The organism is Mycobacterium sp. E1715, assembly GCF_001667625.1.
Lineage (GTDB): Bacteria > Actinomycetota > Actinomycetes > Mycobacteriales > Mycobacteriaceae > Mycobacterium.
In genome coordinates, this window is record NZ_LZJJ01000552.1 from 1 (window position 1) to 21,754 (window position 21,754).

Sequence of the window (21,754 nt, forward strand, 5' to 3'; positions counted from 1 at the left end):
GGTGCCTCCGCCGGACTCGGACGATGCATCGGCATAGGGCTTGCCCAGCGAGGCGCACATGTCGCGCTGCTGGCGCGGCGATACGACAGGCTGGTCGATGCCGCCGGGGAAGCCGGCAACGGCGCGGTGGCCGTCGCGTGCGACGTCACCGTAGCCGACAATTGCCAGGCGGCGATGTCCGAGGTGGTCGGCGCGCTCGGCGGGCTCGACGCCCTGGTCTACACGACCGGCATGGGTGTGCTCGCGCCGCTGCGCGAGGTGACCGCGGAACAGTGGGCGCAACTGTTCGCCACCAACGTCACCGGCGCCTCACTCGTCACCGCCGCGGCCGCGCCCCATTTGGCCGCGGCGGCGGGCGGTGCCGTTTACCTCTCGTCGCTCAGCGCGTCGTACACGACGCCCTGGCCGCTGCTCGGCGCATACGCGGTGTCCAAGGCGGCGCTGGACAAGCTTGTCGAGGCCTGGCGCATCGAGCATCCGGAGATCGGCTTCACCCGTCTGGCCGTCGGCGACAGCCTGGGCGGCACCGGCGACGCGCAGACTGAGTTCAACAAGGCGTGGGACCCCGACGCCCTGGAAGCGGCTATCAGATACTGGATGGATAACAAATACATGCTCGGCGGCCTCGTCGACGTCGAGCACCTGGTTGACGTTGTCGATTCCGTTATCCGTTGCGGCAAAAGCAGTTTTATCCCACATCTGACTCTGGCCCCACGCGCCTCTGATGCAGTGAAGGAGCTTCGGAATTGGTGAACCACGAACCGCGCATGCTCATCGACGGCAAGCTCGTCGAGTCCGTATCCGGGCGGCGATTCGACAACGTCAATCCGGCGACCGAGGAGGTGCTCGGCACCACCTGCGACGGCACCCACGCCGACATGGAACGCGCCATCGCTGCGGCACGGCACGCGTTCGACAACGCGGCGTGGTCACGCGATGGCGAGGCGCGAGCCGCCGGCCTGCGGCAGCTGCAGGCGGCGCTGGAAGCCGAACGTGAGGACTTACGCGGCGAGCTCGTCGCGGAGGTCGGCTGCCCCGTGCTGTCCACCTACGGACCGCAGCTCGACGTCCCCCTCCGCGAAGCGCTCACCTGGCCTGCGGACATGATCGGTGAATTCGCTTGGGAACGGCCGCTTCCCGACAAGGACGCCTTCGGCCTGGGCAGCCTGACGGCCCGCGAAGTCTGGAAGGAGCCGATCGGAGTCGTCGGTGTGATCACGCCCTGGAATTTTCCTTTCGAGATCATCCTGAACAAGATCGGCCCCATCCTGGCGATGGGTAACACCTGCGTGCTCAAGCCCGCCCCGGACACACCGTGGAACGCCACCAGAATCGGCCGCATCATCGCGGAACACACCGACATCCCGCCCGGGGTCATCAACATCGTCCCGTCGTCCGATCATTCCGTCGGAGAGGTGATTTCGACCTCGCCACTGGTAGACATGGTGGCGTTCACCGGCTCGACCGCTACCGGCAGGCGCATCATGGCGGCGGCCGCCGAGACCATCAAGTCCACCTTCCTCGAACTCGGGGGCAAGTCCGTGTACCTCGTCCTCGACGAGGAGGGAGACATCGGCGGCGCGGTCGGCGGCAGCGCCTTCATCTGCATGCACGCCGGGCAGGGCTGCGCGATGCCCACCCGACTGCTGGTCCCCAACTCGCGCTACGACGAAGCGGTCGAAATCGTCAAGACAGCGATGGAGAACAACAAATACGGTGACCCCACGGACCCGTCGGTGCTGCAGGGTCCACTTGTCTCCAAGAGGCAGCATGACCGCGTGCTCGGCTACATCGAGAAGGGTAAGCAGGAAGGCGCCCGACTGGTCACCGGCGGCGGGGTGCCCAAGCATCTCCCCAAGGGCTATTACGTCGAGCCAACGGTATTCGCCGACGTCGATAACAAGATGACGATCGCCCAGGAGGAGATCTTCGGGCCGGTGCTGTCGGTCATCGGGTTCGACGGCGACGACGACGCCGTGCGCATCGCCAACGATTCGATCTATGGCCTGTCGGGCGTGGTGTTCGCCGCTGATCTAGATCGCGCGAAATCCGTCGCACGCCGGATCAGAACCGGCACCCTGGGCATCAACGGCGGACTCTGGTACGGCGCGGACGCGCCGTTCGGCGGCTACAAGCAGTCCGGTGTCGGACGACAATGCGGCATCGAGGGGCTCGAAATCTTCACCGAGACAAAGACCGTCGGCTGGCCTGCCGCCTGACTCCCAACTGAAAGAAGCGACAATGAAGTCCAAAGCAGCGGTGTTACGCGGCGTCGGTATCGATTGGGAAGTCACCGACGTCGAGCTCGATCCTCCGCACGCCGGCGAGGTTCTGGTCAAGATGGCCTACGCCGGCATCTGCCATTCTGACGAGCACTTCTACACCGGCGACAGTGTGCCGACGGCCGAGATGGAAGAAATGATGCGGGCGTCCGGCATTCCGGTACCCGAATGGTTCCCGATGCTCGGCGGCCACGAGGGCTCGGGTGTCGTTGAAGAGGTCGGTCCCGAGGTGAAGACACTCAAACCTGGCGACCATGTGGCGATCTCGTTCCTGCCTGCTTGCGGTAGCTGCCGATGGTGCGCCACCGGGCACACGTACCTGTGCGACATTGGCTCCGACATTTACAGCAAGGCAATGACCACCGACGGCACCCGGCGACGCCACCTCGGCGACGAGGATCTGATGGCGATGATGCAGGTCGGCACGTTCTCCGAGTACGTGGTGGCGTCCGAGCGTTCGCTGGTGAAGGTGAATGACTGGATCCCCTTGGAGGCCGCATCCCTGGTGTCCTGTGGTGTGACAACGGGATTCGGCTCGGGATCCGTCGCGGCAGGCACGGGAGCGGGTGACACCGTCGTGGTGATTGGTGTCGGCGGGATCGGCATGAACGCGGTGCAGGGCGCGAAGGTCGCGGGCGCCAAGCACATCGTCGCCGTCGACCCCAACGAATTCAAACGTCAGATCGCGCCGACGTTCGGCGCAACCCACACCGCCGTCGATGCCGGTGCGGCGGTCGAACTTGTCAAGGAGATCACCTGGGGAGTCATGGCCGACCGCGTCGTTCTCACCCCCGGGGTGGTGCCGGCCGACCTGATCTTTACGGCGATGATGTTGTTGCGCAAGGGCGGAACCTGTGTGCTGACCGGGATGGCCAAGATCACCGACATGATGGTCCCGATGATGCTCGGCGACATGGTCAACTCGTGCAAGACCTTCAAAGGGGCGCTCTACGGCGAGATGAACCCGCGCGAAGCGATGCCCAAGCTGCTATCGATGTACGAGGCGGGCCTGATCAAGCTCGACGAGTTGGTCACGCAGAAGTACAAGCTCGACGACATCAACGAGGCCATGAAAGACCTTCGCGCCGGCAAGAACATCCGGGGCGTCATCGCTTTCGAGTAGTTGGACGGCGACGGGGAGCCGATGGGCCCGCGCATGCCGCGCGTTGCGAAGCAAGCACCCGACCCCTAAAAGCTGCCATTGACTAATGTCACCATTTGGTATTGACTTCCCGGCATGGCGGACGGTGTTCCGGCCCGCGGGTCATTGCGGTCCCGCGGCGCGGCAGCGGTAAGTGCTTACACCCTGCGGCCCGTCACCGGCCTGCTACCGCCCGAGCGGGCGTGGGGCCTGTGGCTGTCGCGCCAAATCGTTGCCCGGATCATGGGCACCTTCGGGCCCTCACTGGCGGGCACCCGAGTCGAACACGTCGACACGAGGCTGCCGGACGGTCGCCGGGTCAAGGGCGAATGGGTCTACGGGCCCCGCACGCCGACAAGCGATACCGCGCGGTCGTCCACCTCCGCGGGCGCCGTCTACTACGTGCACGGCAGCGGCTTCGCCGTGTGCTCGGCCAAGACGCACCGCCGGTTGACATCCTGGCTGTCGTCATTGACCGGTCTGCCGGTGTTCGGCATCGATTATCGACTCGCGCCCCGCCACCGCTTCCCCACCGCGGCCGACGACGTGCGCTCGGGCTGGGACTGGCTGGTGGACTCGTGCGGTTTGTCGCCGAAAGGGCTTGTCGTCGCCGCGGATTCGGCGGGCGGCCATCTGGCCGTCGACATGTTGCTGCAACCCGAGGTGGTGGCCGATCACCCCGCCGCACTGACGTTGTTCTCCCCGCTGTACGACCTCAGCTTCGAGTTGTGCCTCGCCCGAGAACGACTGCGCCGCGATCCCGCGATCCGGGCGGCCGACGCGGCCCGCCTGGTCGGCATGTATCACGCCGGCGTCGATCCCGCGCACCAGCGGCTGACGCTCAACGTCGCCGGCGGCCCTCCGCTTCCCCCGACATTGATCCAGGCCGGGGGCGCGGAGATGCTGCAAGACGACGCCCGTCAGCTCGCCGCCGACATCGAAACCGCCGGCGGCCGTTGCGAATTGCAGATCTGGCCACACCAGGTGCACGTCTTTCAGGCGCTGCCCCGGATGACGCCCGAAGCCGCCGCGGCAATGGGCTACGTCGCGCGCTTCGTCACCCACGCGTTGCAGGATGCACGCGTCACAACGCAGGAGGTGCGCTGAGCGATGCTGGACAGACTGCTGGGCAGGCCGAAGACCAGCCGCGGTGCGTCCGCGGTGGTGACCGGCGCCGGAAGCGGTATCGGGGCGGCCTTCGCCATCGAACTCGGCCGCCGTGGCGGCAGGGTCGTCTGCAGCGACATCGACGAAGCGGCCGCCCAACGGACGGCCGACGCGATCACCCAACTGGGCGCCAGTGCGACGGCGATCCGCTGCGACGTCTCGCACTTCGAGGACGTGCGGGCGCTGGCCGGGCAATCACAGGCCTGGTTTTCCGGATGCCCGACGCTGGTGATCAACAACGCCGGCGTCGGCGCCGGCGGCGCGGCCATCGGTGATACGCCCCTGGACGATTGGGCATGGACCATCGGAATCAACCTGTGGGGCCCCATTCACGGCTGCCACGTCTTCGCACCGATCCTCCGGGAGCCGTCGCCCGCCCCCCGCGGCATCATCAACGTCGCGTCGGCGGCGGCGTTCGGCGCGGCGCCGGGAATGGCCCCCTACAACGTCAGCAAGGCCGGCGTGCTGTCACTGTCCGAGACCCTGGCCGCCGAATTGGCAGGCACCGGCGTGCGAGTAACCGTGCTGTGTCCGACCTTCGTCAAGACCAACATCGTCGAATCCGGCCGCATCAGCGAGGAATCCAGCGAACTGGCCAACAAGCTGATGCGCTGGACCGGATTCTCGGCGGACAAAGTCGCGCGGATCTGCCTGGACGCGCACGACCGCGGCGACCTCTACTGCATGCCACAGCTCGACGCCAAAATCGGCTGGAGCATCAAACGCCTGACACCACACGCCTATACACGTGCGGCCGGTCTGGCCTCGCGGATCAACCTGCCCTGACCAAAGCAAAGGAGCTCCCAGTGGCCATCGACATGGAAGCCATGCTCGCCAAGATCAAGGACCGCCAATGGGCGCTCGCCGACATCGATTGGGACGCGCCCGGCGCCGACACCATCCGGGAGGAATTCCGGCCCAAGCTCAAGGCTTTCATGGCCGACCTGTGCTGGATCGAGAACGTGGGCGCCCGCGGATTCGCGGCCCTGGCCAAGAAGGCGCCCAACCCGACACTGGCCGAGATCTACCGGTACTTCCACGCCGAGGAGCAACGGCACGCCAACGCCGAGATGGCGCTGATGAAGCGCTGGGGCATGCTCGACGACGGCGAAGTTCCCAAGCCGAACGTCAACATCCGGCTCGCCATCCAGTGGCTCGACGCCTACTCCGACGACATGCCGTTGTCCGTGCTGGGCACCGTGATACCGATGCTGGAGGTCGCCCTCGACGGCGCGTTGCTGAAGTTCTTGCTCGACACCGTTGCAGACCCGGTGTGCCATCAAGTCTTCGAGAAAATCAACAACGACGAATCACGCCACATCGCCGTCGATTTCGCGGTGCTCGACATGATCGGCCACGCGAGGGCCCGCAAACTTGCCATCGAATTCGTCGGGACAGTCGCGTCGCCGGGCGTGATCGTCGGCACCCTGATGTATATCCCGCTGCTCAATCGCGTCCGCAACGAGATGGCCGGCATGGGCATGGAGCCCGAGCGCCTCTACAACGCGGTCAAACGCTTCAAGCAGCTCGGCGAGCGGGGTGAGCGCACCTCGCGGGTGCCGGCATACCAACTGCTCAAGCGACACGCCGCGATGGTCGTCAACCCCGCCCACCCCTACCACCTGCTGGCCAATTCGATGGTGTGGCTGTCGGACCGCTATCCCAAGCCGTTGCTCAAACCCGTGCCCAGCTGGTTCAAGGAACTCACCTACCGGCCGGCGGCGTGATGATGGCCGCCGACCGCGCCCACGCGGTGCTCGTCATCGGAGCCGGCTTCACCGGACTGGGAGCGGCGATCCGGTTGGCCGACGCCGGGGTCGACGACGTCGTGATCCTGGAACGCGGCGACCGGGTGGGCGGAACCTGGCGCGACACCACCTATCCCGGCGCCAGCTGTGACGTGCCCTCGCTGCTGTATTCGTATTCGTTCGTCAAGAACCCGAGCTGGTCGCGGACGTACTCCCCCGCCCCGGAGATCTGCCGCCATCTCGAGGACATGGCGACCAGATTCGACATCCGTCGCCACATTCGATTCGGCCAGGAGGTCAGCGGTCTGGCCTTCGACGAGAACAGCGGGGTGTGGACGGCAACCACCAAAGGCCGCAAGCGATTCCGCGCGCGCACCGTCGTGCTGGCCTCCGGACCGCTGTCGGACGTCAGGTTCCCCGACATTCGCGGCCTGGACAGTTACCGCGGACACAAGATTCACAGCGCCCGCTGGGACCACGACTACGACTTCTCGGGCAAACGGGTCGCCGTCATCGGTACCGGCGCCAGCGCCATTCAGATCATCCCCGAGCTGGCGAAGCGGGCCGGGTTGGTCAAGGTGTTCCAACGCACGCCATGCTGGGTGTTGCCGCGCCTGGACGTCGCCACCCCGCCCGCCCTGCAGACCCTCTTCGCCAAAGTGCCCGCCGCCCAGCAACTTGCGCGGCAGGCGTTGTTCTGGGGCCACGAGGCCAGCGCCACGGCCCTGGTGTGGGACACGCCGCTGACCTCGTTGGCCGCCCGGCTGGGGCGGGCGCATCTGCGCGCTCAGGTGAGGGACCCGTGGCTGCGCCGCCAGCTGACGCCGGACTTCCGCCCGGGCTGCAAGCGCATGCTGGTCTCCAGCGACTACTACCCCGCCCTTCAGCGCGAGAACTGCAAGCTCATCGACTGGCCGATCGCCACCCTGAGCCCGGTCGGCATCCGCACCAGCGACGGCATCGAACATCACCTGGACTGCATCGTGTTCGCCACCGGCTACGACGTCCATCTGACCGGACCGCCCTTCCCGGTCACCGGCCTGCGCGGCCGCTCGCTGGGTGACGAATGGGCCGATGGCGCACAGGCTTACAAGAGCATCAGCGTGCACGGATATCCGAATCTGTTCGTCATGACCGGGCCCAACTCCGGGCCTGGCCACAACTCGCTGCTGGTCTACATCGAGGGTCAGCTCGAGTACGCGGTTCGCGGCATCACCGCCATTCTCGACAACGACCTGCGTTATCTCGATGTGCGCGAAGAGGTTCAGCGCCGCCACAACGACAGCCTGCAGCGCCGCCTCACGAAGACGACGTGGATGTCCGGTTGCCGCAGCTGGTACCTGACCAAGGACGGATACAACGGGTCGATGTACCCGGGTTTCGCGACGCAGTATCTTCGCCAGATGAAAGATTTCCGCTACGGGGACTACCAAGCGGTGGCGCGCGACTCCACGCCGCTTGCCGCCGCGTCGGGCTGACGCATGGCACCCGACCGTTCTTCGAGACCCGAACCCGGCACCATCGCCAGCGTGCTGCACAACGTGCGGCGCGCGCCGAGGCGCGTGCGGCGCCAGTCGCGGGAGTACCGGCAGTTGATCGAGACCGCGGTCTCACAACTGTTCGACGCAGCGGTCCGCCACCCGCAAGGTGCCCCCGCGTCCGGTGAGTACCGGATCGACGACCTGGCGCGGCTGGCCGGCACGACCACCCGCAACATCCGGGTCTACCGTGACCGCGGGCTGCTTCCTCCGCCGTTGCGCGTCGGGCGCATCGCCCTGTTCAACGACACGCACCTCACCCGCCTGCGGCTGATCACCTCGATGCTCGACCGCGGATACAACATCGCCCACGTGCGCGAAATGCTCAGCGCCTGGGAAGAAGGCAAGAACCTGGGCGACGTGCTGGGCCTCGAGACGGCGATCGTGGGCACCTGGACGACGGAGAAGCCTGAGACCATGCCGCTGGCCGATGCGCAGCGACTCGTTGACGACCCCGAAGCGTTCGACCGCCTGGTGGCGCTGCAGGTCATCCGGGTCGACGGGGCGAGAGCCACCGTCACCCGCCCCAAACTGATCGAGGCGTTCAACGAAATACGGGGCTACGGCGTCAAATTGGAGAAGCTCGTCGACTTACACGAGCAGATCGTGCCCGAAATAGACAAGATCAGCGACATGCTGGTGCGCGCCGGCGCCGAGCATGTCCTGGACCGCATCAAGCCGGGGGAACCCTTGCCGGCGGATGCCGAGATCGCCGAGCTGATCACCATGCTGGTGCGCTTCCGGACTCAGGCCGTGGCAACGGTCGCCGCCACGCTCGCGTCGTCGATCGAGTCGAATATCGAGTCACTGGTGAGCCGCATACTCGCCGATTACCTCGAGTCCAACGCGACCGCCGACTGGGCCTGAGCGGGGCCGGTCCCGGGGGTAAGCCCCCTGACCGTCGGTTTGCGGGTCGAATCGGAAACGCTACGCGATCAGTCGGGGCCGGTGAGCGAGAGGACGCGCCGTCGGCCCGCCCTGGCTCACCGGATCCCGCGCCTCTCGACGATTGGCAAAGCCGTAGATGATGCCCAACTGCGGGGTGGACACAGCCGCTAGCTTGCCGAGAAACAGAAACCAATCTTCCTTGAAGCGGTCGATACGTGCGCTAAGCATGGGACTTCCTGATCTTCACAATATGAGGGGCATGCAGGAATTCCCCGCCCAGCCGGGGTTCAAACTCCCCAATCAGGCGAAGCGCCGGAGTTCAGTCCTCAGCCAAGACGCGCTCGGAGGGCGCAGCGGCTTAGATCGCCCGCCCCCGGCGGAACTGACACATTTCGAGCGCAGCGAACGCTGCCGTCAGGCTGCTGGGACAGGAACCCCGCGCACCCGGACCTCGTCAGTGGCCGCTCAAGGTCAGCGTGCCTTCCGTTTGGAGCACCTTGCTGGCCGTGATTCGTTCGGTCTTGCGGGCCTCACGCTCGAGATAACGCTGCTTGGACTCCTCGAACTTGTCGGAGGCCTGCTCGAGCTCCTTGACCAACACGGCGAGATCGTCGCGCATCCGCGCGGCGTCGCCGGTGAAGTCTTCGCGTTCGAAGATGCGCCACTTCCTCAGCACGGGCATCACCACCTCGTCGAGGTGGATGCGCGGGTCGTAGACGCCGCCAACGGCGATGATCACCGCCTTACGCCGGAACTCCGGCACCGTGAATCCCGGCATCTTGAAGTTGCGCAGGATCTTGTGGACCGACTTCATCGCCTGGTTCGGGGCGATGTCCAGACCCGCCGCGCTGACGTCCCGGTAGAAGATCATGTGCAGGTTTTCGTCGTGCGAGACTCGGGCCATCAGCTGCTCGGCGATCGGTTCTTGCGAGGCCTTGCCGGTGTTGCGGTGGGAGACCCTGGTAGCCAGTTCCTGAAACGAGACGTACATGACCGAGTCGAACAGACTCTCGGCAAACATGTCGCCCTGCTGATTCTGTCCCGGGCTGAAGCCCCGAGTCATTTGCTCGAGCCGCAGCTGCTCGAGCGCCACCGGGTCGACGGCGCGGGTGACCACAAGGTAGTCGCGCAGCGCGGTGCTGTGCCGGGCCTCCTCGGCCGTCCACCTGTTGACCCACTGACCCCACGGGCCGTCCATGCTGAAGTTCATCGCGATCTCGCGGTGATAGGACGGTAAATTGTCCTCGGTCAGCAGGTTTTGCACCATCGCCACCTGCGCGACGTCGGGGAGCCGGCTCTGCCCGGGTTCCCAGTCCTGACCGTCCAGCGCGTAGAAGTTCTTGCCGTCCGACCACGGGACGTAGTCGTGGGGATTCCACTCCTTGAACATCGAAAGATGGCGGTTGAGCAGGCCCTCGACCACAGGCTCGAGCTCGTGTAGTAGCTGCAGATTAGTCAGGTCCTCGGACACGAAGCCCTCCAGTTATGTGTGCCGTCCAGTAACGCGCAATGTATCTGTGTCATTCGGTTACATAAAGATGACACGCGGGAAACTCGACCAACTAGGGCCAAAGGTCCCTACGCCGAGGGACGCCGCTCACAGCGCCCTCGACCGACCGGACGGGCTACTGCCGCGCAACCAGATAGGGCGCGAGTGTGGACAGCTTTTCGCAGGTCTCTTCGAATTCACGCTCGGGAGTGGACTCTTCGATGATGCCCGCCCCCGCGCGCAACCACGTCCTGCCATCGCGCTCGTATGCCGCCCGCAGCGTCAACGCCGCGTCCAGGCCGCCGTCGGCCGAAAACATCACGACCGCTCCGGAATACAGGCCGCGCGGACCCTCGTCGAGGCGCAGGATCGCTTCGACGCCGCCCGCTTTCGGGATGCCCGACGCGGTGACGGCCGGGAAGAGCGCTTCCAGCGCGTCCATCCGGTCGTTCGACGGGCCCAGTCGCCCGCTGACCGTGGAGCCCAGGTGCTGCACGCTGCCGCGTTCGCGCACCGTCATGAAGTCGGTGACCACCGCGCTACCGGGTTCGGCTATCTCGGTGATCTCCTGCAGCGAGCTGCGCACCGAGATCGCATGTTCGACAATTTCTTTGGAATTCGACTCCAGGTCGTCGCGGGCCTGCCGGTCGAGTGCCACACCGCGACCCAGCGCGCGGGTGCCCGCCAGGGGCTCGGTCAACACGATGCCGTCATCATGGACCGCCGCGACCAGCTCGGGGCTGTAACCGACAGCGCGAATTCCCCCCAGACGCAACAGGAATGACCGCACCGGGGTGTTGTGGCGGCGACCGAGCCGATAAGTCGACGGGAAGTCCAGGGGGAAAGGCACTTCCAGCGAACGGGACAGGATCACCTTGTGGTAGCGGCCCCCCGCGATCTCGCGGACGGCCGATGCCACCCGGTCGCGATAGTTGGACGGGTCGGCGATGACGTCGACGGGGCGCGCCTGGCGCACCTCGGGCATGCCGTCGCCCAACAGGCCGAGAACCATGTCGCGATGCGCCGCCGTCGCGCCCCAGAGCTGGACGTGCTCCCGGGTCACCACGATGCGAGTGCGCGGCCAGAACACGCGGGCCAGCGGGGTTCCCGGCGACAACCGTTGCTCCAGCCCGTACCGGTAGACGCCGAACTCGAAGGCGATCCAACCGAAGAGCTGGTCGGTCTCCAGCAACAGCCTGTCAATGGCTTCACCCAGGACCGGCCCGGGCCGCCCCGACCACCGTTGGCGCTGAGTCACGCCGTCCCGGACGACCCGCATCTCGTCGCTGTCCAGCTCGACCATCGCGCGCACGCCGCTGGCGAGTACCCATTGACCGCCGCGCTCGTAGACCAGGTACTCCTCGCCGGCTTGTTCGGGCAACCGCGTGGCGAGCTCGGCGGCCAGGTCGGCCGGGTGCACGTGTGCGGGAAGTGGAATCGGCGATGACGTGGAGCCGGCGGAACTCGTCTGAACGCTGACCTCGGTCACGGTTAGTAAATGTAGCCTAACCTATCTAAGGACGCGCAAGCTGTCCCAGCCGCGGCCCGGCATATTCGCTCCGTCCTGCCGAGAACTTCGTCAAGCCGGGGCGGCGGCCCGTCCCCGCTCGTGCCGCACCTCGATCCCACGCCGGCCCGCCGACTCTGCCAGTTAGCGCAGGTACACGGGACGCGACGACCCGCCCGGTCGGAGCCCTGCACGGCCCATGCGACGTGACCTCGCCTGAACTCCGGGCGAGATCGTGCGAACCCGCCGGCCGGGAGATTTAATGGGAGGCGGCAGGCCCCAGCGGCGTGAGTGAAGGAGTGGCGGTGAATTCCGGCGAGCACGATCGTGCCGATTCGAAAGCGACGTCATGTTCGTGATCCGGCTGGCGAACGGCGAAGAGATCCAGGGCAGCGAGAGTGACGGGCTTGAAATCAATCAAGAGACCGGCGTGCTCACAGTCTCGAGGGTCGACGGCTTCGAGGAAATCACCACCTATTACTCGCCGATGGCATGGCTGTCGGTGACACACCGCAAGAAGGGCGTCGGGGTCAGGCCCTCGGTAATTTCGTCGGCCCGCTGATTCCTGTGCTAGCCACACAGCAAATGCACAGCATATTCCCACCAAACCCACGCCTGCGGTGTCGGTGGCCCGCGGCCGGAAGGCAGTCGGCAGAAACCGTCTGAACAGCGCTTTTGCCCGTCATCGGCGCGTCGGCATCGATTCGACACGCCTGTACTTCATGCTTTGCATTCGAGTGGCGGTTTGACATCGCCGGGGATAAGTTTTCCACGGTCGTCGGGATGTTCGTGGTGGCTCCGCTTGCGGACGGTGCTTTCCCTGATCACCGCACTCATCGAGGAAGGCATCAAATGCTGCAAGAGTTTTGGCAGAACTTCACCCACAACCTGTTCAAGCCGCTCCTGCTGTTCTTCTACTTCGGCTTTCTCATTCCGATCCTGAAGGTGCGCTTCGAATTCCCCTACGTCATCTATCAGGGCTTGACCATGTACCTGCTGCTGGCCATTGGTTGGCACGGGGGTGAAGAGCTCGCGAAGATCAGCGCCGGCAGCATCGGGATGATCGTCGGCTTCATGGTTTTGGGATTCGTGCTGAACTTCGTAATCGGCGGCATCGCCTACCTGCTGCTGAACTGGCTGACCACCCTCCGGCGAGTCGACCGAGCGACCGTTGCCGGCTATTACGGGTCAGACTCAGCGGGAACGTTCGCCACCTGCGTGGCCGTGCTGACGGCCGTCGGCATGGCCTTCAACGCGTACATGCCGGTCATGTTGGCCGTCATGGAGATTCCCGGCTGTCTGGTGGCCCTGTATTTGGTGGCGCGGCTGCGTCACCGCGGGATGGACGCGGCGGGGAACATGGTCGACGAACCGGGCTACACAGCGCCGGTGCGGGTTTCGGTCGGGCCGGGCACCGCGGCCAAGCCACCGCACGGCCAGAGCCTGGCGGCCGAGCACGAGCGCGGCATCGAAGAGGAGCTGGAATTCTCCCTGGAAAAGCTCGACCACCCGGACTGGGAGCCCGACCAGAGCACTGCCGGCCCGGCGCGCAAGCGGGCGCCGATCTTCTCGCGGGAGCTGTTCCAAGAGGTGTTCCTCAACCCCGGACTTGTCCTGCTGATGGGGGGCATCATCATCGGCCTGGTCAGTGGGCTACAGGGGCAGAAGGTGGTCGCCGATGACGACAAGTTCTTCGTCATGGCGTTCCAGGGCGTGCTGTGTCTGTTCCTGCTCGAGATGGGCATGACGGCTTCCCGGAAGCTGAAGGACCTGCGCAGCGCCGGCCCCGGGTTCATCGTCTTCGGCCTGTTGGCCCCGAATATCTTTGCCCCGCTTGGCATCCTGGTCGCGCACATCTACTCGTCGCTCACCCACGCCGACTTCAAGCCCGGCACCTATGTGCTTTTCGCGGTGCTCTGTGGCGCCGCGTCCTACATCGCCGTCCCGGCGGTCCAGCGGCTCGCCATCCCGGAGGCCAGTCCCACCCTGCCGCTTGCCGCGTCGCTCGGCTTGACGTTCTCCTACAACGTCACCATCGGCATCCCGCTGTACATCGAGGTCAATCGGCTGATCGCCCACTGGTTCTAGTTTCGCCAACCACGCGGTCGCGCAGGCCGGTGAATCATGGTGGGCGACAGTTCGTTTGACGGGCCGCGCCAAGGTCCCAATCGGCCACTTGTTAATTGTTCGTAAAGACGCGATGGTCGGCTCGCTCAAGCCCGCGAGGTTCCACTAAGTTCAGGGGCGCCGCGAGTCGCCTGCTGCCACCCGCCGGGCTGTACTGCGTCGCCAGGAGGCGCCCATGCTTCAAGAGATGTGGCAGAACTTCATCCACAATCTGTTCAAGCCGCTGCTGCTGTTCTTCTACTTCGGTTTCCTCATTCCGATCCTGAGGGTGCGGTTCGAATTCCCGTACGTGATCTACCAGGGTTTGACGATGTATCTGCTGGTGGCCGTCGGCTGGCAGGGTGGCGAAGAGCTGGCGAAAGTGAAACCCGCCGATATCGACAACATCGCCGGATTCGTCGCGCTGGGCTTGGTGCTGAACTTCGTGATCGGAGTGCTCACCTATGTCTTGCTGAGGTACCTGACGCGGCTGCGACGCGTCGACAGGGCGACGGTCGCCGGTTACTACGGGTCGGACTCGGCGGGCGCCTTCGCCACCTGCGTGGCCGTGTTGACCAGCGTGAAGATCGCCTTCGACGCCTACATGCCGGTTCTACTCGCGTTCATGGAGATTCCCGGCTGCCTGGTTGCCCTATACCTGGTGGCCCGGCTGCGACACCGCGGGATGGACGAAGCCGGGTACATGCCGGACGAGCAGGGTTACACCGCCCCCGCAAGGGTAGGTCCCGGCGCTGCCGCCCAGGCCGAGGGCGTTGACGACGGGGTCGAGCGCGGAATCGAAGAGGAGCTGGAGTTCTCGCTGGAAAAGCAGGAGCACGCGTGGTACGGGAACACCCCGCAGCGCGAGAAGGCACCGCTGATGTCACGGGCGATATTGCAGGAAGTGTTCCTCAATCCCGGCCTCATCCTCCTCGTCGGCGGCATCGCCATCGGCTTCATCAGCGCGCTGCAGGGCCAGAAGGTTGTGCACGACCAAAACGAGCTCTTCGTTGCGGCGTTTCAGGGCGTGCTCTGCCTGTTTCTGCTCGAGATGGGCATGACGGCGTCCCGCAAATTACGGGATCTGAAGTTGGCCGGTGGCGGGTTCATCGCCTTCGGCCTGTTGGCGCCCAACCTGTTTGCGGCACTTGGCATCCTGGCCGCCTACGCCTACGCCAACCTGACCGACACGCACTTCCAGCCGGGCACCTACGTCTTGTTCGCGGTGCTGTGCAGTGCGGCGTCCTACATCACGCTGCCCGCGGTCCAGCGGCTGGGGATCCCAGAGGCGAGCCCAACCCTGCCGCTGGCGGCCGCGCTGGGTCTGACCTTCTCCTACACCGTCACGATCGGGATCCCGCTGTACATCGAGATCAATCGCGCAGTCGCGCATTGGTTCCCGAACAGCTGAGGACTACCCCAACACGGTGCGCACCACGGCGTCGGCCAGCAGGCGGCCGCGCGGCGTGAGGATGAAGCGATCTGCGTCGGACACCAGCAACCCGTCGGCGACCGCGCCTTCGGCCCGCGCCCCCTCGGCAGAATTCAGCACATCGCGCGGAAGGCCCTGTCGCAGACGAGTTTTCAGGAGTACGTCTTCGGTGTGCACGGCGTCGGAGTCGAGCCGCTCGAATCCCCCCACCGGTAATACGCCGGCGGCCAGCTTTTCCGCGTAGGCGTTGGGGTGCTTGACGTTCCACCACCGCGTGGCACCGACATAGCCATGGGCCCCCGGTCCGGCGCCCCACCACTGGCCACCATCCCAATAGCCGAGGTTGTGCCGGCATTCGCCGCCCGGCCGCGCCCAATTGGACACCTCGTACCAAGACATTCCGGCTTCGGAAAGCCGGGCGTCGACCAGCTCGTAGCGGTGCGCCAGGATGTCGTCGTCGGGGGCGGCGAGCTCGCCGCGCCGGACCCGTCGGGCCAGCGCCGTGCCCTCCTCGACGACCAGGGCGTAGGCGGACACGTGATCGACGCCGGTGTCGATCGCCGTGTCGACCGAGCGCAGCAGATCGTCGTCGGATTCCCCCGGCGTTCCATAGATCAGATCGAGGCTTACGTGTTCGAAGCCGGCGTCCAAGGCCTCTCGGGCGGCCGCCGCCGATCGGTTCGGCGTGTGAATGCGGTCGAGAACCCCCAGCACTCGCGGGGACACCGACTGCATGCCGAGCGAAACCCGCGTGTAGCCGGCCGCGCGAATGGCGTCGAAAAAGTCCGGCCAGGCGGACTCCGGGTTGGCCTCGGTGGTGATCTCGGCATCGGGCGCCAGCGTGAAATGCTCGCGCACCATCTCCAGCACCGACGCCACGCGGGCGCCACCGAGCAGTGACGGCGTCCCTCCCCCGACGAACACCGTGGTCACGGTCGGCCCGGGCAGACGCTCTGCCGCCAGCTCCAACTCCGTCCGCAGCGCCGCAAGCCAGGCGTCGGGATTGACACCGCCCAACTCGGCCGGCGTGTAGGTGTTGAAATCGCAATAGCCGCAACGGGTTATGCAGAACGGGACGTGAATGTAGATCCCGAACGGCCGCTCGGGGACGGGCTGGAGGTCGGGCAGCTCGACGGCTTCCTCGCGAAGGGCCATGCCAAATCATCCCACGGTGTGCGGTACCCGGCCGCGGCGTCGATCCACCGTGCCCGCGCCGATGTCGGCCGCACACGCTTTTCCTGGGTTTTCTTACCCGCGCGACCAGCTTAATCGGGAATTCCGCTCATCGTGAGCCGATGTTTGACCTGGTTACATCGCCGGCCGACGGGCGTGGCACAATGGTGGCGTGACCGTCGCTCAGCCCAGCCTTCGCATTGCGCTCGTGGCTCGTCGGCACATTGATCTCAAGCGTGTTTGCAGCTGTTGCTGTCTCCCTTGATGTCGTAGACCCGCCCACCTGTACGTCCAGCTGGCATCGGATCTGCGCCGCCGATACCACCGGTGAGCTGCGCTTTCATGCCTGCGATGTTCGAAGGAGACCTCCGAGATGACCACAGCCCGTCCCGCCAAGCCCCGTAACGAGGGCCAGTGGGCGCTGGGAGATCGGGAACCGCTCAACCCCAACGAAGAGATGAAGCACGCCGGCGCCCCGCTCGAGGTGCGCGAACGCATCGAGAACATCTACGCGAAGGCCGGCTTCGACAGCATCGACAAGAGTGACCTGCGCGGCCGCTTCCGCTGGTGGGGGCTCTACACCCAGCGCGAACAGGGCTATGACGGCACCTTCACCGGTGACGAGAATGCCGATCTGCTGGAAGCCAAGTACTTCATGATGCGCGTGCGCTGCGACGGTGGTGCCCTGTCGGCCGCGGCGTTGCGCACGGTCGGCCAGATCTCGACGGAGTTCGGCCGCGACACCGCCGACATCTCCGACCGGCAGAACGTACAGATGCACTGGATCGAGGTCGAAAACGTCCCCGAAATCTGGCGGCGGCTCGCCGGGGTGGGACTGCAGACCGCCGAGGCGTGCGGTGACTGCCCCCGCGTGATCCTCGGTTCGCCGCTGGCCGGCGAGTCGCTCGACGAGGTGCTCGACCCGACCTGGGCGATCGACGAAATCGTGCGCCGCTACATCGGCACGCCGGACTTCGCCGACCTGCCGCGCAAGTACAAGACGGCGATTTCGGGTCTGCAGGATGTCGCGCACGAGATCAACGACATCGCCTTGATCGGCGTCAACCATCCCGAGCACGGGCCCGGCCTCGACCTGTGGGTCGGCGGTGGTCTGTCCACCAACCCGATGCTGGCCCAGCGGGTCGGCGTCTGGGTGCCGCTGAACGAGGTGCCCGAGGTCTGGGAGGCCGTGACGTCGATATTCCGCGACTACGGCTACCGCCGGCTGAGGTCGAAGGCCCGGCTGAAGTTCTTGATCAAGGACTGGGGCATCGAGAAATTCCGCCAGGTCCTCGAAACGGAGTACCTCAAACGGCCGCTGATCGACGGGCCGGCCCCCGAACCGCTCAAACATCCGATCGACCACATCGGGGTTCAGCGGCTCAAGAACGGGCTCAACGCGGTCGGGGCGGCGCCGATCGCGGGGCGGGTCTCGGGGTCCATCCTCTCTGCGGTGGCGGATCTGATGGACAAGGCGGGCTCGGACCGGGTGCGGTTCACCCCGTACCAGAAGCTGGTCATCCTCGACATCGCCGACGACAAACTCGACGAGGTGCTCGCCGGGCTGGAGGCGCTCGGGCTGCAGACCAGACCGTCCCATTGGCGCCGGAACCTGATGGCGTGCACAGGGATCGAGTACTGCAAGTTGTCGTTCGCCGAAACGCGCGGAAAGGCCCAGGTCTTGGTGCCGGAGCTGGAGCGCCGGCTCGAGGACATCAACTCCTCGCTCGACGTGCCGATCACGGTCAACATCAACGGTTGTCCGAACTCATGCGCCCGAATTCAAGTGGCCGATATCGGCTTCAAGGGCCAAATGGTGGACGACGGTCACGGGGGCTCGGTCGAGGGCTTTCAGGTGCACCTGGGCGGCAGCCTCGGGCTGGACAGCGGATTCGGGCGCAAGCTGCGCCAGCACAAGGTGACGAGCGACGAACTGGGCGACTACATCGACCGGGTGGTAAGGAACTTCATCAAACACCGCAGTGCGGGAGAACGGTTCGCGCAGTGGGCGATTCGGGCGGATGAGGACGATTTACGATGAGTGGACAAGCAACGAAACGAACCGAAGCGGAACTGCGCGACCTGGCGGCGCGGGGCGCCGCGGAACTCGAGGGCGCCAGCGCGATCGAGGTGTTGCAATGGGCCGACGAGACCTTCGGCGGGGTCAACGGGCCGCGCGGCTGGGCCACCTGCAACTACGTGCTCACCTCCAGCATGCAGGAGGCGGTGTTGATCGATCTTGCCGCCAAGGTTCGCCCGGGTGTGCCGGTGGTCTTCCTGGACACCGGCTACCACTTCGCCGAGACCATCGGAACCCGGGACGCGGTCGAATCGGTCTACGACATCCACGTTCTCAACATCACCCCCGAGCAGACGGTGGCCGAGCAGGACCAGTTGCTGGGGAAGAACCTGTTCGAGCGCGACCCGGGCGAGTGCTGCCGGCTGCGCAAAGTCGTGCCCCTGCGCCGCGTCCTGAGCGGATATTCCGCCTGGGTGACCGGGCTGCGCCGAAGCGAAGCGAAGACGCGCGCCAACGCCCCGGTGATCGGCTTCGACGAGGGCTTCAAGCTGGTGAAGATCAACCCGCTTGCGACGTGGACCGACGAGGACATGCAGAACTACATCGACGAGCACGGCGTGCTGGTGAATCCGCTTGTCTACGACGGGTATCCGTCGATCGGCTGCGAGCCCTGCACCGCCAAGCCGCTCGCCGGGGCCGACCCGCGCAGTGGGCGTTGGCAGGGGCTGGCCAAGACCGAGTGCGGGCTGCACGCCTCCTGAGCGCGGCCTTGGGTCACGCCGACGTCAGCGTGGTCTGATTCTCACCGGCCCCGCCGGAACGGCTGCCGCCGTCGGCGGCGTCCTCGGCGGGAAGGGACGGCATTCGGGTGGCGCGGACGTAGACGGTGTCGCCCTCGCGTAGGGCCAGGGCCTCGGCGTCGCCTCGGGTGATCTGAGCGGTGAAGTGTCCCCCGGTGGCGGCGCTGGTCAATTCGACTCGCACCTCGAAGCCCAGCACGACCACGCGATCGACCGTGGCGCGCACCACCCCGATCGACTCCGCGGTGCCGTCGCCGCCCGCGATGGCCATCTCGGGGTTGCGGCCCACCCGGATGTCATGCGGGCGAACCAGATTGCCGTTCAAGGTGGACACCGCCCCGAGAAACGACATGACGAAGGCCGTCGCCGGGGCGTCGTAGACCTCGGTCGGCGATCCCACCTGCTCGATGCGTCCGTGGTTCAGCACGGCGATTCGGTCGGCGACGTCGAGCGCCTCCGCCTGGTCGTGGGTGACCAGGACCGTGGTGACATGCACCTCGTCATGCAGGCGGCGCAGCCACGCGCGCAGGTCCTCCCGCACCTTGGCGTCCAGCGCCCCGAACGGCTCATCGAGCAGCAGCACCTGGGGGTCGACCGCCAGCGCCCGCGCCAGCGCCATCCGCTGTCGCTGACCGCCGGACAGCTGATTGGGATAGCGGTTCTGAAAGCCGCTCAGCCCCACGACTTCCAGCAGATTGTCGACCTTGGCCTTGACCTCCGCCTTGGGACGCTTGCGGATCTTCAGCCCGTACGCCACGTTGTCGCGAACGGTCAGGTGCTTGAACGCCGCGTAGTGCTGGAACACAAACCCGATGCCCCGTCTCTGCGGCGGGATCCGCGTGACGTCATGGCCGTTGATAGTGATCGTTCCGCTGTCGGGCTGGTCGAGCCCGGCGATGGCGCGCAACAGGGTCGACTTGCCCGACCCGCTGGGACCCAACAGTGCCGTCAACGAGCCGGACGGTACGACGAAGTCGACGTTGTCGAGCGCCACGAAGTCGCCATAGCGCTTGTGGGCGTTCCGCACGATGATGGCGTGGTCGCGGTTGTGCTTGTCGGTCATCTACAAGTCTCCATATCGAGCCTATCTGTCCGCCCGCGCCCGGCGAAGGTCGAGAATTACCTGGAAGATCAGCACCAACACCGCAACGCCCATCAACAACGTCGACAGCGCGTACGCGCCGTACTCGGCCCCGCGGTTGTATCGATCCGAGACCAGCAACGTCAGCGTCTGGGACTTACCCGGCAAGTTCGACGACACGATGATGACTGCGCCGTATTCGCCGAGGGTGCGGGCGACGGTCAACACGATGCCGTAGGTCAAACCCCACCGGATGGATGGCAGGGTGATCCGCCAGAAGGTCTGCCACCAACCCGATCCCAGGGTCGCGGCGGCCTCTTCCTGGTCGGTGCCCAATTCGTGCAGCACCGGCTCCACCTCGCGCACGACGAACGGCAGGGTGACGAAGATGCTCGCGAGCACGATGCCGGGCAGCCCGAAGATGATCTTGAACCCGAGGTCCCTCTCGACGAATCCGAACGCGCCTGCCGATCCCCACAACAGGATCAGTGCGACGCCCACGATGACGGGCGACACCGCGAACGGCAGATCGATGACGGCCTGCAACACGCCCTTACCGCGAAAACGGTTGCGCGCCAACACTAAAGCGGTCGGGATGCCGAACACCACGTTGAGTGGCACTACGATCGCGACGACCAGCAACGTCAGGTTCAGCGCCGAGACCGCCGCGGGCGTGCTGACCCAGTCGAAGAACTGGCCGAAGCCCGGCCGGAAAGTCCGCCACAGGATCAGGGCCACCGGGACAACGAGCAACACGAAAACGTATGCCAGCGCCACGAATCGGATCAGGTAGCGAACCCCGCGCGACGACGTCACGGTGCCAGCTCCTCACGCTTGGCCGCGCGGCCGCCCACGATCCGCAGGATGAACAGCACGACAAACGAGATGGACAGCAGCACGATGGAGATGGCGGCGGCGCCGGTCCGGTCGTCGTTCTCGATCAGGGTCCGTATCCATTGCGACGACACTTCCGTCTTGCCCGGCACCGCTCCACCGATCAGCACCACCGAACCGAATTCGCCGATCGCACGCGAAAACGCCAGCCCCGCGCCGGACAGCAACGACGGCGTCAGCGACGGCAACAGCACGGAAGTGAAAATCTTTGGGCCACTGGCGCCCAGCGACGCCGCCGCCTCCTCGGTCTCCCGGTCGATTTCCAGCAGCACCGGCTGCACCGCGCGCACCACGAACGGCAGCGTGACGAAGGCCAGCGCCACCGCCACGCCCCACGCGGTGTGCTGCAGGTGCAACCCCACCGGACTGTTGTTGCCGTAGAGGGCCAGCATCACCAGGCTGGCGACGATGGTGGGCAGCGCGAACGGCAGGTCGATGATCGCGTCGACGAGCCGCTTGCCGACGAAGTCGTCGCGCACCAGCACCCA

General features: G+C 65.8%; 21 protein-coding genes. 14 read left to right on the plus strand and 7 right to left on the minus strand.

Features of this window, described 5'->3' with window-relative positions; all coding sequences use genetic code 11:
* The 8 genes from A9X03_RS26810 to A9X03_RS26845 all read left to right on the plus strand — a co-directional run.
* On the plus strand, positions 1 to 753 hold a 753-nt coding region (locus A9X03_RS26810), incomplete at its 5' end, for an SDR family oxidoreductase (protein WP_068263856.1).
* A gap of 14 nt (positions 754 to 767) precedes the next feature.
* Positions 768 to 2,219, plus strand: coding sequence for an aldehyde dehydrogenase family protein (locus A9X03_RS26815; RefSeq protein WP_067747660.1), 1,452 nt, complete (start codon positions 768 to 770; stop codon positions 2,217 to 2,219).
* Between the two features lie 22 nt (positions 2,220 to 2,241).
* Entirely contained in the window at positions 2,242 to 3,405 is a 1,164-nt protein-coding gene (locus A9X03_RS26820; protein ID WP_068014849.1) for an NDMA-dependent alcohol dehydrogenase, read from the plus strand.
* A 114-nt stretch (positions 3,406 to 3,519) separates the two neighbouring features.
* On the plus strand, positions 3,520 to 4,530 hold the full coding sequence (locus A9X03_RS26825) for an alpha/beta hydrolase (protein WP_082974581.1): 1,011 nt from the start codon (positions 3,520 to 3,522) through the stop codon (positions 4,528 to 4,530).
* A 3-nt stretch (positions 4,531 to 4,533) separates the two neighbouring features.
* A complete protein-coding gene (locus A9X03_RS26830; RefSeq protein ID WP_067778678.1) occupies positions 4,534 to 5,376 on the plus strand; it encodes an SDR family oxidoreductase in 843 nt (280 codons plus the stop codon).
* A gap of 20 nt (positions 5,377 to 5,396) precedes the next feature.
* A complete protein-coding gene (locus A9X03_RS26835; protein WP_067747569.1) occupies positions 5,397 to 6,317 on the plus strand; it encodes a reductase in 921 nt (306 codons plus the stop codon).
* The gene (locus tag A9X03_RS26840) at positions 6,314 to 7,816 is read left to right on the plus strand and encodes an NAD(P)/FAD-dependent oxidoreductase (RefSeq protein WP_067747567.1); all 1,503 of its coding nucleotides are present in this window, start codon (positions 6,314 to 6,316) and stop codon (positions 7,814 to 7,816) included. The genes A9X03_RS26835 and A9X03_RS26840 overlap by 4 nt, the downstream gene beginning before the upstream one ends.
* 3 nt (positions 7,817 to 7,819) lie before the next feature.
* Entirely contained in the window at positions 7,820 to 8,743 is a 924-nt protein-coding gene (locus A9X03_RS26845) for a MerR family transcriptional regulator (RefSeq protein ID WP_067747565.1), read from the plus strand.
* A 60-nt stretch (positions 8,744 to 8,803) separates the two neighbouring features.
* Here the strand turns inward: A9X03_RS26845 and A9X03_RS30560 are convergent, their stop codons facing one another.
* The 3 genes from A9X03_RS30560 to A9X03_RS26855 all read right to left on the minus strand — a co-directional run bounded on the left by A9X03_RS30560 (position 8,804) and on the right by A9X03_RS26855 (position 11,742).
* Positions 8,804 to 8,992, minus strand: a complete 189-nt coding sequence (locus A9X03_RS30560) for a hypothetical protein (RefSeq protein ID WP_156737011.1) — start codon at positions 8,990 to 8,992, stop codon at positions 8,804 to 8,806.
* A gap of 226 nt (positions 8,993 to 9,218) precedes the next feature.
* Positions 9,219 to 10,235 carry an acyl-ACP desaturase gene (locus A9X03_RS26850; RefSeq protein ID WP_067747563.1) on the minus strand — a complete coding sequence of 339 codons (1,017 nt, stop codon included), beginning with the start codon at positions 10,233 to 10,235 and terminating at the stop codon, positions 9,219 to 9,221.
* Positions 10,236 to 10,389: 154 nt separating this feature from the next.
* Positions 10,390 to 11,742, minus strand: coding sequence for a salicylate synthase (locus tag A9X03_RS26855; RefSeq protein WP_067747561.1), 1,353 nt, complete (start codon positions 11,740 to 11,742; stop codon positions 10,390 to 10,392).
* A 367-nt stretch (positions 11,743 to 12,109) separates the two neighbouring features.
* Here A9X03_RS26855 and A9X03_RS26860 point away from each other — a divergent pair, with 367 nt between their 5' ends.
* From A9X03_RS26860 to A9X03_RS26870, 3 genes are all read left to right on the plus strand, one after another.
* Positions 12,110 to 12,322: a hypothetical protein gene (locus A9X03_RS26860; RefSeq protein WP_067747559.1), complete on the plus strand. Its 213-nt coding sequence runs from the start codon at positions 12,110 to 12,112 to the stop codon at positions 12,320 to 12,322.
* A gap of 290 nt (positions 12,323 to 12,612) precedes the next feature.
* A complete protein-coding gene (locus A9X03_RS26865; RefSeq protein ID WP_067747557.1) occupies positions 12,613 to 13,848 on the plus strand; it encodes a sodium-dependent bicarbonate transport family permease in 1,236 nt (411 codons plus the stop codon).
* A gap of 214 nt (positions 13,849 to 14,062) precedes the next feature.
* Entirely contained in the window at positions 14,063 to 15,277 is a 1,215-nt protein-coding gene (locus tag A9X03_RS26870) for a sodium-dependent bicarbonate transport family permease (RefSeq protein WP_067747555.1), read from the plus strand.
* A gap of 3 nt (positions 15,278 to 15,280) precedes the next feature.
* Here A9X03_RS26870 and hemW read toward each other — a convergent pair whose 3' ends face one another.
* Positions 15,281 to 16,453, minus strand: coding sequence for a radical SAM family heme chaperone HemW (hemW, locus tag A9X03_RS26875; protein WP_067747551.1), 1,173 nt, complete (start codon positions 16,451 to 16,453; stop codon positions 15,281 to 15,283).
* Between the two features lie 226 nt (positions 16,454 to 16,679).
* Here hemW and A9X03_RS30940 point away from each other — a divergent pair, with 226 nt between their 5' ends.
* The 3 genes from A9X03_RS30940 to A9X03_RS26885 all read left to right on the plus strand — a co-directional run bounded on the left by A9X03_RS30940 (position 16,680) and on the right by A9X03_RS26885 (position 19,252).
* A complete protein-coding gene (locus A9X03_RS30940) occupies positions 16,680 to 16,736 on the plus strand; it encodes an Ms4527A family Cys-rich leader peptide (protein ID WP_368072687.1) in 57 nt (18 codons plus the stop codon).
* A gap of 108 nt (positions 16,737 to 16,844) precedes the next feature.
* Positions 16,845 to 18,512, plus strand: a complete 1,668-nt coding sequence (locus A9X03_RS26880; protein ID WP_068263858.1) for a nitrite/sulfite reductase — start codon at positions 16,845 to 16,847, stop codon at positions 18,510 to 18,512.
* Positions 18,509 to 19,252 (plus strand): phosphoadenylyl-sulfate reductase, encoded by a 744-nt coding sequence (locus tag A9X03_RS26885; RefSeq protein ID WP_067747547.1) that lies wholly within the window; start codon positions 18,509 to 18,511, stop codon positions 19,250 to 19,252. Before A9X03_RS26880 ends, A9X03_RS26885 begins: the two co-directional genes overlap by 4 nt.
* A 13-nt stretch (positions 19,253 to 19,265) precedes the next feature.
* On the opposite strand, the gene A9X03_RS26890 is transcribed toward A9X03_RS26885, so the two are convergent.
* The 3 genes from A9X03_RS26890 to A9X03_RS26900 form a co-directional block, all read right to left on the minus strand.
* Positions 19,266 to 20,354 carry a sulfate/molybdate ABC transporter ATP-binding protein gene (locus A9X03_RS26890; RefSeq protein ID WP_067747545.1) on the minus strand — a complete coding sequence of 363 codons (1,089 nt, stop codon included), beginning with the start codon at positions 20,352 to 20,354 and terminating at the stop codon, positions 19,266 to 19,268.
* Between the two features lie 21 nt (positions 20,355 to 20,375).
* Complete coding sequence (cysW, locus tag A9X03_RS26895) at positions 20,376 to 21,188, minus strand: sulfate ABC transporter permease subunit CysW (RefSeq protein WP_067785167.1); 813 nt, start codon at positions 21,186 to 21,188, stop codon at positions 20,376 to 20,378.
* A partial coding sequence (locus A9X03_RS26900; protein ID WP_156746693.1) for an ABC transporter permease occupies positions 21,185 to 21,754 on the minus strand: 570 nt, incomplete at its 5' end. The genes cysW and A9X03_RS26900, both read right to left, overlap by 4 nt.